The 14,153-nt window shown below is 37.9% G+C and carries 15 protein-coding genes and 1 riboswitch; all 15 genes read left to right on the forward strand.

The window, feature by feature from the left end:
• Positions 1–24 precede the first annotated feature (24 nt).
• Positions 25–762 (forward strand): segregation/condensation protein A, encoded by a 738-nt coding sequence (locus tag JOC34_RS03255; protein ID WP_205135272.1) that lies wholly within the window; start codon positions 25–27, stop codon positions 760–762.
• 2 nt (positions 763–764) lie between these two features.
• A complete protein-coding gene (gene scpB / locus JOC34_RS03260) occupies positions 765–1,361 on the forward strand; it encodes an SMC-Scp complex subunit ScpB (RefSeq protein ID WP_205135273.1) in 597 nt (198 codons plus the stop codon).
• A 179-nt stretch (positions 1,362–1,540) separates the two neighbouring features.
• Positions 1,541–2,551, forward strand: coding sequence for an XdhC family protein (locus tag JOC34_RS03265; protein WP_205135274.1), 1,011 nt, complete (start codon positions 1,541–1,543; stop codon positions 2,549–2,551).
• Positions 2,552–2,569: 18 nt separating this feature from the next.
• Positions 2,570–3,199 (forward strand): NTP transferase domain-containing protein, encoded by a 630-nt coding sequence (locus tag JOC34_RS03270; RefSeq protein WP_205135275.1) that lies wholly within the window; start codon positions 2,570–2,572, stop codon positions 3,197–3,199.
• A 110-nt stretch (positions 3,200–3,309) separates the two neighbouring features.
• Positions 3,310–4,191 carry a superoxide dismutase gene (locus JOC34_RS03275; protein WP_205135276.1) on the forward strand — a complete coding sequence of 294 codons (882 nt, stop codon included), beginning with the start codon at positions 3,310–3,312 and terminating at the stop codon, positions 4,189–4,191.
• Positions 4,192–4,333: 142 nt separating this feature from the next.
• On the forward strand, positions 4,334–5,242 hold the full coding sequence (locus tag JOC34_RS03280) for a D-alanyl-D-alanine carboxypeptidase family protein (protein ID WP_205135277.1): 909 nt from the start codon (positions 4,334–4,336) through the stop codon (positions 5,240–5,242).
• Between the two features lie 2 nt (positions 5,243–5,244).
• The gene (locus tag JOC34_RS03285) at positions 5,245–5,820 is read left to right on the forward strand and encodes a nucleoside recognition domain-containing protein (RefSeq protein ID WP_205135278.1); all 576 of its coding nucleotides are present in this window, start codon (positions 5,245–5,247) and stop codon (positions 5,818–5,820) included.
• A gap of 15 nt (positions 5,821–5,835) precedes the next feature.
• Entirely contained in the window at positions 5,836–6,366 is a 531-nt protein-coding gene (locus JOC34_RS03290) for a spore maturation protein (RefSeq protein ID WP_205135279.1), read from the forward strand.
• A 78-nt stretch (positions 6,367–6,444) separates the two neighbouring features.
• Positions 6,445–7,176 (forward strand): pseudouridine synthase, encoded by a 732-nt coding sequence (locus tag JOC34_RS03295; protein WP_275577670.1) that lies wholly within the window; start codon positions 6,445–6,447, stop codon positions 7,174–7,176.
• Positions 7,177–7,244: 68 nt separating this feature from the next.
• On the forward strand, positions 7,245–7,820 hold the full coding sequence (gene resA / locus JOC34_RS03300) for a thiol-disulfide oxidoreductase ResA (RefSeq protein ID WP_205135280.1): 576 nt from the start codon (positions 7,245–7,247) through the stop codon (positions 7,818–7,820).
• A gap of 34 nt (positions 7,821–7,854) precedes the next feature.
• A complete protein-coding gene (gene resB, locus JOC34_RS03305) occupies positions 7,855–9,495 on the forward strand; it encodes a cytochrome c biogenesis protein ResB (protein WP_205135281.1) in 1,641 nt (546 codons plus the stop codon).
• A gap of 25 nt (positions 9,496–9,520) precedes the next feature.
• On the forward strand, positions 9,521–10,714 hold the full coding sequence (gene ccsB, locus JOC34_RS03310; protein ID WP_205135282.1) for a c-type cytochrome biogenesis protein CcsB: 1,194 nt from the start codon (positions 9,521–9,523) through the stop codon (positions 10,712–10,714).
• A gap of 117 nt (positions 10,715–10,831) precedes the next feature.
• Entirely contained in the window at positions 10,832–11,548 is a 717-nt protein-coding gene (locus tag JOC34_RS03315; RefSeq protein WP_205135283.1) for a response regulator transcription factor, read from the forward strand.
• Positions 11,548–13,305, forward strand: coding sequence for an ATP-binding protein (locus JOC34_RS03320; RefSeq protein WP_205135284.1), 1,758 nt, complete (start codon positions 11,548–11,550; stop codon positions 13,303–13,305). The genes JOC34_RS03315 and JOC34_RS03320 overlap by 1 nt, the downstream gene beginning before the upstream one ends.
• Positions 13,306–13,358: 53 nt before the next feature.
• Positions 13,359–13,541: riboswitch (cobalamin riboswitch) on the forward strand.
• Between the two features lie 163 nt (positions 13,542–13,704).
• The gene (locus JOC34_RS03325; RefSeq protein ID WP_205135285.1) at positions 13,705–14,148 is read left to right on the forward strand and encodes a DUF4430 domain-containing protein; all 444 of its coding nucleotides are present in this window, start codon (positions 13,705–13,707) and stop codon (positions 14,146–14,148) included.
• The last annotated feature ends 5 nt before the right edge of the window (positions 14,149–14,153 follow it).

A 14,153-nucleotide genomic window follows, 5' to 3' on the forward strand; every position in this document is an offset into this window, starting at 1 on the left:
CCCATTAAGAAAGGAAGAAACGCGATGAATCAGGCTTACCAAGTAAAATTAGATGCATTTGAAGGTCCCCTCGATTTATTACTTCATTTAATTAATCAATATGAAATTGATATTTATGATATTCCAATGGCTGAAATTACTGAGCAGTATATGCGTTACATCCATACGATGCAACACTTGGAGTTGGATATCGCAAGTGAATATCTTGTTATGGCAGCAACATTAATAGCGATCAAGAGTAACATGTTATTACCAAAGCAAGAGGTCTTTGAAGATACGGACGACTATGAAGAAGATCCACGGGAAGAATTAATGCAACGTTTAATCGAGTATAGAAAGTATAAAAATGTGGCTGAAAGATTAAAAGAAAAAGATATGAACACCAATCAGATTTTCACCAGAGCACCAGTTGTATTTGAAGCGTTTAGTGAACAAAAGCGTCCAATGGAAAAAGGGAATATATCCATCTATGATATGCTTGGAGCGCTAGGAAGAATGTTTGAGAGAAAAAAATGGAATGAACCATTAGATACAAAAATAGAACGAAGTGAAATTCCGATTGAACAACGTATGGAAGATATTTTACAATCCGTTAAAAAAGAAAAGGATGGGGTTTCCTTTGACCAATTATTTCCTTATTATTCCCGTTCCCATATTGTGATCACCTTTATGGCTTTATTGGAATTGATGAAGGATCATAAAGTATATTGTAAACAAACAACGCACTTCGATTCATTGTACGTGTTTTGCATGGAGGAATAAGGATGGAATTAACAAACTTAAAAGCTATTACAGAAGGTCTTTTATTTGCAAGTGGCGACGAGGGCATTGCATTAAAGCAATTATCAGCCATATTGGAAATTCCTAGTTCTTCTGTGGTCCATATTGTGGAAGAATTAAAATATGATTATGAAAATACAGAGCGCGGATTGATGATCATGCAGTCACATGACGTTTTTCATTTAACAACCAAGCCAGAGCATAGTGAGTATTTTAAGAAAATGTTAGAAACACCGACATCAAGCAAAATGTCACAGGCAGCACTGGAAACACTTGCTATTATTGCTTATCAACAACCAATTACAAGAACTGAAATTGAAGAAATCAGAGGTGTGAAAAGTGATCGCCCGGTCCAAACATTGTTAGCAAGATCCTTAATTGAAGAAGTCGGAAGAAGAGAAAGTATTGGGAGACCAACATTATTTGCGACAAGTAAAGACTTCTTAACCTATTTTGGTTTAACTTCCTTAGAAGAATTACCACCATTACCAGAATCAGCGGATACGGAGGATGTGGAACAGGAAGCGGATTTGTTCTTCGATAAATTTAACGGTCAAATCGATGAGGATGTTACAAAATGATAGAAAAACCCTTGTGTCTAAAAGCCACAAGGGTTTTTCTATCTCTTTTTTTGTATAAAAAGCATTCGGGTGCCTCATACTTACTATCAAAAGTAATATTGGCGGTGTTGTGAAAGTGTGCAAAAAAAATCTTTTGGTCGTTGAAAAGGATATTGTAGCGCTGTATGCAGGTAATTTAAATGAATAGTATGCATGAAATTCTTGATGTTATCACTCGTTCGAATGAGAGCGCTGTTCTGGCGACAATAATAAATGTGGAGGGGTCTGCCTACCGAAAGACGGGAGCAGCGATGTTGTTTATGGAAAATGGACGACAGGTGGGTATGATAAGTGCCGGGTGTCTTGAGTCGAACTTGGCAATTCAGGCAAACAAGCTATTGGAGGGGACATCGATCTGTTCACGTATGATTGTTTACGATATGAGCGCTGAAGATGACCTTTCCTGGGGGCGTGGGGCTGGTTGTAATGGTAACGTCCATATGCTGTTGGAAACTGTTAATCCAGTTCTTAGGGAACAGTTGTGCATCGTGAAGGAGTATCTTGACAAAGGCATTCCAGTTGTCTCTTTGAAAGTATTAAAACAAATTCCCGGTGCAATAGATACCGCTTATATAACACAGGATGAGCAGATATTCGGAAATCAAAATATAGTTTCGCAGCAATTGATGCTCACCGCACTGGAAGAAAGAAAATCTTGTATCATTGATGATGCTGAAGTAAATACATATTTACATTTTTTTAAACCAAAACCACGTTTGTTTATTTTTGGTGCAGGCCCTGATGCAAGGCCATTTTCTCAGGTAGCGGCACAGACAGGATTTAAGGTTAACATATGGGATTGGCGTTCTGCCTATAAAAGTCACGATTATTTTCCAGATGCTAGATTTCTTGGGAGTGAAAGGATTTCAGAAACCATAGAAAATCTGGATATGGTCGCAAGTGATTCAGTGATATTGATGACACATGATTTTCAAAAAGACAGAGAGATTTTACATGCTTTATTGAAGCAAAAACAAATAAGCTATCTGGGTGTATTAGGGCCACGCAAGCGCACAACGCGTCTACTAAGTGGCGCAACAATTCCGAAATATCTTCATTCTCCCGTGGGATTAGCAATTGGGGCTGAGGGTCCCGAAGAAATAGCGATTAGTATTATCGCTGCACTAATCCAGGCGCAGAGACAAGGTTAGGAAGAAAGGAGTTTACCCTTGAGACAAAAAAGGATAATAGGTATATATCTGGCAGCGGGAGAAAGCAAAAGGTTTGGAGGTAATAAACTGTTTTCAAGCGTAGGAAATCACCATCTTGGTAGTTTAGCTTTGATAACAGCATTAGACTCCCAACTTGATAAAATAGTTGTCGTTACTACGGAAAAGGATCAACTCAACTGGGTCTCACCTGAATTATTCCAAAACTACCAAGAGAGATGGTTTCATGCCACATCTATAAAATCTACATACGGCCAATCCTATTCCCTGAAATGTGGCTTACAATTTGCGGACAAACTCGGTGCTGATGCTGTATTAATTGTGCTGGCAGATCAACCGTTCATTTCAAGTGAGATGATCAATAAAATTATTAGACAGTACCAAACAAGTCAATACCCGTATTCCTTTATTGCGGCAAGTTATGCTGGGATAACACGACCACCTATATTAATCTCGAGTGAAATGTTTACAGATCTTTATCAGCTTCAAGGAGATAAGGGGGCACGTTATTTAATCCAAGACCGAATGAATGAAGGCGGAATCATTGAATTTACGGACAACATGTGTTTTTTTGATGTTGATACGAAAGAAGATTATAAGTACTTACTCCACAAACTTAAATTAAAATGAAAGATAAACGTTCCAAGCAATTTGGAGCGTTTTTTTGTGTGCAAACAATGATTTAATTAGATCAAACACCTAAGAGATGGATATTGCATATGCTCTACAGAGGTGATCAAATGGATAACGATAAACAATTATATTTAGAAAGTCTAATGGCGTGGGGAGAGGAAGTAAAAGAAACTTTACAGGAAGCTGACATACCAGAAAGAACATATTTAACCTGTAAAGAGCAGATCGAACAATGGCAGCAACGCATGAACGGGCATCTGGAATTAACTGCAGAAATTTCAGATGATGATGTGTATGCTTTCCAAAGAGAAGGATCTCGGATCGTAGAATCGGTGACGAATAATGAAATAGATCGTAAGGAAATGAAAGCAGTTCCGATTGGGAAGCACAAGTTACCCCCCTTGCCATATGAATATAATGCACTTGAACCATATATTAGCGAAGAAATCATGCGATTGCACCATGACATACATCATCAATCATATGTTGATGGCTTAAATAAGGCTGAAAAAGAACTATATGGAAACAAGACGGATAAAAGTGTCATCAAACATTGGCTAAGAGAGCAGGCGTTTCACGGATCTGGTCACTATTTACACACCATTTTCTGGTTTAATATGACACCTAACGCAAGCAAAGAACCAAAAGATGACATGCTAAAACTTATCGAGCGTGATTTTGGATCTTGGAAAAAGTTTAAAAGTCTTTTTACAGAGGCTGCAAATTCTGTAGAGGGTGTTGGCTGGGCTGTATTGGTATGGGCTCCCAGAAGTGGTAGGCTTGCAATTCAAACGTTTGAAAAACACCAGTTGTTTCAATTAGCGGACACGATCCCTTTATTGGTTTTAGATGTGTGGGAGCACGCCTATTATTTGCAATATAAAACAGATAAGGAATCATATATTAATAATTGGTGGAATATTGTTAACTGGAATAATGTAAATAATCGCTGTCAGAAGGCTATGAAGGTAATGTGGCCATTGTATTAAGGATCAATAGGGCTTCCTGCAAATATTAGTATACATGCATGATATTTTAAATAACAACCCATAAAGCAATGGAAAACAATCATATGTGTTTTTTCCCCTGCATATCATATACAGACACACTACTTGTGAGAGGAAGCCTGCCATGCGATTCATATTATTTATGCTAACTATATTAGTGTTCAGTTTTATTTTTCCGGAAATTGGACAAGCAGCACCATCTGTATCAGCAAATAACGCAGTATTAATAGACCAGTCTACTGGAAGGATACTATATGAGAAAAAGGCGAATGAGCAACAGTCGATTGCAAGTATTACTAAAATCATGACTGCCATTCTTGCGATTGAATCAGGTAAGTGGAAGGAAGAGGCAAAGACTAGCAGACGAGCTATATACACAGAGGGTTCTTCTATTTACTTAGAACAGGGAGAGAAAATGACGATTGAAGATTTGACATACGGGCTCATGCTGAGATCTGGAAATGATGCTGCAGTAACAATTAGTGAGCACGTAGGAGGAAGTGAAGAAGGCTTTGTTTATTTGATGAATGAAAAAGCACGTTGGTTAGGAATGCTGAATACGAATTTCGAAAATCCACATGGACTTGATTCTGATCATCATTATTCTTCGGCCTATGATATGGCGATACTCATGCGTTATGCAATGGATAATGATCAATTTAAAAAGGTCACCGGGACTACAACACATCAAGCAGATAATAGAACCTACAGCTGGCAGAACAAAAATAAACTATTAACACAGTATTATGATGCTTGCATTGGTGGAAAAACGGGTTATACAAAAAAGACTGGTCGGACCTTGGTTACTGCGGCACATAAAGATGGGGTGGATTTGATTGCTGTTACTTTAAATGCACCTGATGATTGGCAGGACCATACAAGTATGTATGAATGGGGATTTGATCAATATGATTCAGAGGGAAATGCAAAGCAAGAGGAAACAGTATTGGAAACCAAGCACCAGGAGCCAAACGAAAATCATTTTTCACATGACTTTATCATCATCTATAAACGGATTCTTGGGTTGGAATAGCTATGGTTAATATCATTTGGGCATTTATGGCGATTATTGGTATCGTTTATGCCATGTTTAATGGAACCATGAACCAAGTCAATAAAGCGATCTTTGAAAGTGCCAACGAAGCTGTTACATTAGCAATCGGCTTGATCAGTGTGCTTGTTTTTTGGCTCGGAATTATGAATATCGCTGAAAAAGCAGGTATTTTACAAGTGTTGACAAGGTTACTACGCCCGATCGTTGTCCGTTTATTTCCCGAGATTCCAAAGGACCACCCAGCAATGGGGTATATTCTATCTAATATCACAGCTAATATCTTTGGTTTAGGAAACGCAGCTACACCGATGGGGATTAAAGCAATGGAACAAATGAAACAACTAAGCGGAACCGACACAGCATCCAGATCGATGATTACATTTTTAGCCTTAAATACTTCTGGTTTAACATTGGTTCCAACGACGGTTATCGCTATCCGCATGCAGTATCATTCCATAGCGCCAACAGAAATCGTTGGAACAACAATTATAGCGACAGTTATATCGTCACTTAGTGCGATTTTGATTGACCGCTTGTTTTACACTTTTAGTAAATAATTGGGGGAACGGGACATGGGGATTATAACATCAATCAGCACATGGTTGATACCGTGTTTTATATTACTTGTACTTATTGTTTCAACATGGAAAAAGGTTCCTACCTATGAATTATTTGTTGAGGGGGGAAAGGAGGGGGTCAAAATAGCCTTTTCTTTACTTCCTTTTTTACTGGGGATGATTGTTTCTATTTCCATTTTAAGAAGTTCGGGGGCGTTGGAAGCCTTTGTCAACCTCATTTCCCCTTTTCTAGCATTGGTGGGCATCCCGCCGGAAGTTGTTCCACTTGCATTTGTCAGGCCGATCTCAGGCACGGCTGCACTGGGGATGACGACAGAATTGATCGCGACCCATGGCCCTGATTCGTTCTTGGGAAGGTTAGCCTCGACGATGCAAGGAAGTACAGATACGACACTCTATATTCTAACCATCTACTTTGGAGCTGTAGGAATTAAAAAAATGCGATATGCGCTTAAGGTTGGACTGTTAGCGGATTTAATTGGTATACTTGCATCAATTATCATTGTTACAATTATGTTTGAATAAGTCTTTTGAGTAGCGTTGACACTAAGTTAACGCTATTATTTATGTAGTAAAAAAATAAATGAACATGTGGTGGGTATTATGAAAAAATCATTGGAAAGATTACAAAAGGTCATTGCACAGAGTGGTGTAACATCAAGAAGAAAGGCCGAACAACTTATCGTAGATGGAAAAGTAAAGGTGAACACCAAAATAGTAACAGAACTAGGAACAAAAGTATCTGCTAACGATAAAATTGAAGTAAATGGGGTACCCTTAGAAAAAGAGCAGTCAGTATATTATATGCTTTATAAACCGCGCGGCTTTATTTCAAGTGTGAGTGATGATAAAGGTAGAAGGGTTGTTACAGATTTACTAGCAGGCATACCGGAACGTATTTTCCCTGTTGGTAGGTTGGATTATCATACTTCCGGCATATTATTGTTAACGAATGATGGGGAATTTGCGAATCAACTGATGCACCCCAAATATGAAGTGGACAAAGTATATTCAGCGAAAATAAATGGAATTCCAGGAAAGTCCGATTTAGCTAAGTTACTAAAAGGGGTTAAATCAGATACGGATGTTTTAAAAGCGATCCATTATAGCATATTATCGACAGATACGAAAAAAAATACGACGATGATAGAGATTACTTTACGAGAAGGAAAGAACAGACATGTTAGAAGAATGATGGAGCAGATTGGCTACCCCGTTTTGAAACTAAAACGGGAAAAGTACGGAATGTTGACACTGCGAGGCTTAAAGCCTGGTGAATACCGTCAATTAACACCAAAAGAAGTGAAACAAATACGGAATATGGCAGCAAACTAAAATTGTTAAATAAAAGTCAAAATTAACCAGACATTAAGATGTTACAATGGGTTGGGAGAGTGATCCGTGTGAGCTTGGAACAAATGAAACAAAGCAAAAAAAAGAAGAAAAGAAATCGGCTTATTTTCAGATCATCCGTTTTAGCTGTCTTGCTCATTGCAGTCGTGTTTGCATTGGTCTCTAACTTTCAAAAAGATAAAACCATATACAGCAAGGGAGATAAAGCACCGGATTTTCAATTACAACAAATTAATAAAAACAACGAGATGGAAACCGTCCGGTTAAGTGATCTGAAAGGAAAAGGGGTAATGTTAAATTTTTGGGCAACGTATTGTCCACCATGTGAAGCTGAAATGCCCTATATGCAAAAATTGTATCCAGAATACGAGGAAAAGGGTGTAGAAATTGTAGCTATCAGTCTTGACGCAACACAATTGGTCGTGGATCGTTTTATCGATAAGTATGACCTTACATTCCCAATTCCACACGATACAAAAGGGGAAATAATGGATCTGTACAAGATAGGACCGATTCCGAGTACGTTGTTTATTAAACCCGATGGAACAATCGATGAAGTAGTAAATGGCGCTTTAACGCTTGAAAAATTAGAAGGACATTTACAGGATATTCAGCCGGAAGAATAATAGGTGTAACTTTTTACTATTGAGAGGGATTTGAATGAATAAAATAAAATGTGAATGTGGACACGTCAATCCTGAGGGAACAGTTCTTTGTGAGGCATGTGGTAAACCGATAGAAGGAAACCAACATATTGAAGGAAATGATAAAAAAAAGCTGCTTAATATGCGTTATGATGGTTCAGCGAGAAGGTCCCTGACCTATAGAAAATCCCCGATTGATAAAATTTGGGCATTTTTCTCTTCGGTTAAGGTTGGTATATGGTTAATCGTTTTGACATTAATTGCTTCAGCAGTCGGTTCTATACTCCCGCAGGAAATGTACATACCTGCAGATGCGCCATCACGCGATCCTGCAGTCTTTTATGAAGACCGTTATGGTATATTCGGTCTGATCTTCTATCAGCTTGGATTCCATAACTTATATAGTTCGTGGTGGTACATGATCTTAATTGCTTTAATCGGTGTTTCTCTTGTAATCTGTAGTATAGACAGATATGTTCCTTTGCGTAGAGCACTTAAGATGCAAAAAGCAAAACGACATGAAACCTTTATTAATAGACAACGTCTGTATAGTGAAACAGAAGAAGCGGTAACAGATGAGGATATTGAAAAAGTTAAAGAGAATCTGAGAAGCCAGCGCTATAAAATCCGGGATGAAGATGGACATATATTAGCTGAAAAAGGAAGGTTTTCCAGATGGGGTCCATATGTTAACCACATCGGATTGATCATTATTTTACTTGCTGCATTACTCCGAATGACACCATTGTTCTATTTAGATGATTATGTTTGGGTACGAGAAGGCGAGCAAATAGTGATCCCTGGAACGGATGGGGAGTACTATATTAAAAATAAGAAGTTCACACTGGAAACATACGATGAGAGTGATGAAAAGTTTCAAGCGTCATTGGATAAACAAGGGGAAGAGATCGCCAAAAATTATCAGACCGATGTGGTTGTTTATCAAGCACAAGAAACAGTGCCCGGTGCTGAACCGAAACTTGATAAAATTCTAGAAGACGACATCCGCATGAATCATCCGATTAAATTCGGCGGATTTACTTTATATCAGGCTGGTTATCAGCTAGACGAATTTACAGATATGTCTTTTAAAATTTATAATACTGCGGATGATGATGAAAAGGAATTAGATGCATTTACAATTGATTTATCATCTCCAGAACCCGAATATAAATTAGACAATGGCTTTAAGGTTGTTGTTGATCAATATTATCCGGATTATGTACTGGAAGATGGTGAACCTAGATCGGAAACAAAATATCCAAGAAACCCAGCATTTGTATTATTTATTTATCCACCAGATAGTGATGAAGCAGAAGTAAGCTTTATTGGTATTGGTAAAAATATCGATGCAACAGGCGAAAATAAATATAAAGTCGGCATTCAAGATTTCAATATGCATGATGTTAGTGGTTTAACAGTCAGACGTGACTATACATTACCATTTTTCGGTGTAGGAGCAGCTATCTTTATGATTGGTGTTATTCAAGGCATGTACTGGCAACATAGAAGAATATGGATCCATCCGAAAGGTAAAGGTGTATTATTAGGAGCACATACAAACAAAAACTGGTTTGGTGTTTCTAAAGATATAGAGAAGGCAATATCTGGTACTACAATTAAAATGGTAGATGACCAACAGGAATTAAATAAATAGAAAATGTTAAAAAGGAGGATTTCTCATGGGTGATTTACTTAGCATAAGTAGTACAATGCTTTATACCGCATTTATACTTTACCTTATAGCTACGTTTTTCTTTGGCGCTACAATCATCGATAAACGTACTAGTAAAAAGGGTGGTAAAGCTGAAAAAATAGGAATTACACTTACACTTATTGGATTTGCTGCTCAAATCATCTATTTTATAACAAGATGGATAGCAAGTGGACATGCTCCTGTAAGTAATTTGTTTGAATTTGTTACCTTTTTTGGTATGGCAATGGTATTAGCGTTTATCATTCTTTATTTTATTTACCATTTAACTATCCTCGGATTATTTGCTTTACCTGTTGCAATGATCGTCATTGCATATGCAAGCATGTTTCCGACAGAAATATCACCACTGGTACCATCCCTGCAAAGTCACTGGTTATATATACACGTGACAACAGTGGCATTGGGTGAAGGCTTATTAGCAATTAGTTTCGTAACTGGACTGATTTATTTGCTAGGGCAAATCGATCAAACTGTTCGCAGTCTACGGACCTTCTTTTTAGAATTGGTTTTATATAGCCTAACATTAATAGTAGGATTCGTTATTATTACAAGTACCTTTGGCCTTTTGGATTACGAGGCTACATTTACAGTTCCAACAAATGGTGGTGAGGCAGCAACTGCAGCTTATCACTTACCGGCGATTGCTAGTCCGAATGGAGGAACATTAGAAACAGAAAATGCGATGAAGCCTTGGTTTGAAACACCTGCATGGATGCATGGCGCAGATGCAGGTAGAAAATTCAATACGGTGATCTGGTCGTTTTTCACGGGATCTATTTTATATATTCTAATCCGATTGATCATCAGAAAACGGATTGGTGCAGCAATACAACCGCTGCTTAAAAAGTCCAAACCAGATTTAATGGATGAAATTACGTATCGTTCCGTTGCTATTGGATTCCCTGTGTTTACATTAGGTGGAATAATTTTCGCATCTATTTGGGCACAAATTGCCTGGGACCGGTTCTGGGGCTGGGACCCGAAAGAAGTTTGGGCCTTGGTTACCTGGTTTTTCTATGCTGCTTTCTTACACTTAAGGTTGTCAAGGGGTTGGCATGGAGAGAAGACCGCATGGTTAGCTGTAGGAGGATTTGCGATCATCATGTTTAATTTGATTGCTGTTAACTTGGTTTTAGCAGGTTTACATTCCTATGCTTAAAATTTAACTGTAATGCGAGGCACCATTTAATATTAAATGGTGCCTTGTTTTTTCTTTCACAATTAGGCTCATATCGTTTATACTTTAGATAGTGTAGGTACAGAGGGGAGAATTTCAATGGATCCAAATGCAAAAATATTAGTAGTAGATGACGAAGAAAGAATTCGACGATTAATTCGAATGTATCTGGAACGGGAAGAATTTGAAGTAGAAGAAGCTGAAGATGGTAATGAGGCTTTAGAGAAAGCACTCAATAATGATTATGATGCAATTTTATTAGATATTATGATGCCAGAAATGGATGGTATTGAAGTTTGTGAAGAACTTCGCAAGGAAAAAGCAACACCTGTCATTATGTTAACCGCAAAAGGTGAAGAATCGAACCGAGTGCAAGGATTTGAAGTGGGCGCAGATGATTATATCGTTAAGCCTTTTAGTCCTAGAGAAGTCGTCTTACGTGTAAAGGCAATTTTGCGAAGAGTAACTTCATCTTCCTACAACAAGGAAAATACTGCCGCAAAGAATATGCTTGTGTATCCACATATAACGATTGATCATGACGCATATCGTGTTACGGCAGACGGAGTGGAAGTAAATCTGACTCCAAAGGAGTATGAGTTGCTTTGCTTCTTGGCAAAGTCACCGGATAAAGTGTTTAACCGAGAGCATCTCTTAAAGGAAGTATGGCAATATGAATTTTTTGGTGATCTAAGAACGGTTGACACACACGTGAAACGTTTACGAGAGAAATTAAATAATGTGTCCAATGAAGCAGCAAAAATGATCGTTACGGTTTGGGGTGTTGGATATAAATTTGAGGTAGATGAGGACTGATGTTTTGGCGTAGTGTAGTTGGCAAACTGGCCATCACCATTTTATTACTAGTCTCTTTTGTATTATTTATACTAACCGTTTTATTACTTGAGTTCTTTTCAAATTTCCATATTCAGGAAGCGGAGAAAGATATGATGCAAACAGCTACGAATGTTTCCCAGTTGGTTAAGGAACATGATGATAAAGATTTGGTGATAGAAATGGCTGAAGGCATCAAGGACCCTGCCGGTCGTGTGGCGATAGTTTTTGAAGATGGTGAGTTATGGGTATCTGGCAGTGAGGATAAAGATTTAGCCAAACTGGAGAAAAATTGGGTGAAAAATGAAGACGAATTGTCAGCTGTCCTAACAAAAAACATAAAAGTGAAACAACAGATGAAACTGCCTGGTGATGAAGGGAAAGCAATGATTGTTGGTGTTCCGTTATCAGATAATAATGGTGCTGTATATGTTTATCAATCATTAGGTGTTATTGATCAGACCAAGGCAGAGACGACAAAAATAATCTATTTGGCAGCAGGTATAGCCATCATATTAACGACCATTTTTGCTTTTTTCCTATCTACGCGTATCACTTCGCCACTCATAAAGATGCGAGAGGCAGCTGCCGACTTAACAAGAGGAGAATTCAATACGAAAGTTCCCATTTTGACACATGACGAAATTGGTGAACTGGCAATGGCCTTTAATCGGATGGGACGGCAATTGAAATTCCACATCAATGCACTAAGACAGGAAAAAGAACAATTATCCAGTATTGTTAGTTCAATGGCAGATGGCGTCGTAACATTAAATCGTAACGGGGACATGATTGTAACAAATCCCCCCGCAGAAAATTTTATCGAAGATTGGTATTTCGAAAATAATATCCAGATGAATGATGAGACGAGAAAATTACCAAAAGAGCTAAATCAGGTTTTACAAAAAGTCGTTAATGGTGAAACAGAAGTAGTCTATGAAATAAGTCTGCAGGGGCGTAATTATGTCATGATTATGACTCCATTATATGATCAGTCTTATGTCAGAGGAGCGGTAGCTGTTATTCGTGATATGACGGAAGAACGCAGACTCGATAAATTGCGTAAAGATTTTATTGCCAACGTATCACATGAATTACGTACGCCCATTTCATTGCTCCAAGGATACAGTGAGGCTATCGTGGACGATATTGCTGAAAGTAAGGAAGATAAAAACGAACTGGCAAAAATCATATCTGAGGAATCTTTGCGAATGGGGCGGCTTGTTAATGAATTATTGGACCTTGCTCGGATGGAAGCAGGGCAGATTCAATTAAATAAGGAAGAAACGAATGTGGAACTATATATTGACCGGATTATTAGAAAATTTAATGGTTTAGCCAGCGATAATCAAATCGAATTAATATTATCTAAAAGCATAAAAGAACCCATGGTAATATTCGATCTTGACAGGGTCGAACAAGTTTTTACCAATTTAATTGATAATGCAATTCGTCATACGAGGGTAAATGGTTTTGTGAAAGTCTTTGTGGAGCGTAATGAACTTGAATTACATGTTTCTATCTCAGATAACGGCAGCGGTATTCCTGAAGTTGATCTGCCATTTGTTTTTGAACGTTTTTATAAGGCAGATAAATCGAGAACGAGAAACAAGGAAAAAAAAGGAACTGGTCTTGGGTTATCGATCGCAAAAAATATTATTGAGGCACACCATGGTACGATTAGTGTTAAAAGTAAATTAGATCAGGGGACAACCTTTAGTTTTAAAATTCCCCAGTAAGATCTATTCGCAGTAGCTAAACTGTGATATGATCAAATCGTAATTAAATTTGCATATAATAAATAGATTTTGGTGTTATTACTTAAAAGGGAATCCGGTGAAAAACCGGAACTGTCCTCGCAACTGTAAATGATAAACGAAATAAGCATATACCACTGTATGGATCACCATATGGGAAGGGCTTAAAGTAGGTGAAAGTCATCAGTCAGTAGACCTGCCAATTTCTTTCGTTTCCATGCTTCGGGGATCAGAGCAATTGGGACAACCGTCTACATAGATGATCTATTATTTATGTCCCGTTTGTCTAAAAAGCTGACTCCAAGGTTGAGTCGGCTTTTTATATTGAAGCCAAAGCCGAAACTTGCAAATTACAAATATCAATGAAAAGGGATGAGGAAAATGAATAAATGGTTATTACGATTCGCTTCCGTTCTGCTCATCATTGGCATCATGGCTGGCTGTTCTTCAGATACAGGCTCAGATGACAATGCATCAGAAGGTACGTCAACACAGACCGAGGAGCAAACAGAAGAACAGGATAACACAGAACAAAATGAAGATGCCGTAGCAATAACCATTTCAAAAGATGATGGGGAAGAAGTTATTGATGAAAAAGAAGTACCGATCGAAGCAGATGCTATTTTAATGGACATATTAAAAGAGAATTTTGATGTAGAAGAAGAAAAGGGATTTATTACTTCAATTGAAGGCGTTGCTCCTGAGAAAGATGAAGAAAAAGCATGGATGTTCTTTGTGAATGATGAATTAGCCTCTGTTGGTGCAAATGAGTATGAACTAGCTCCTGGTGATGAGGTTACTTTTGATTTACAAGCTTGGGAATGATTGTA

This window comes from Virgibacillus halotolerans, assembly GCF_016908515.1.
In the GTDB taxonomy this organism is placed as follows: Bacteria; Bacillota; Bacilli; order Bacillales; family Amphibacillaceae; genus Virgibacillus_M; species Virgibacillus_M halotolerans.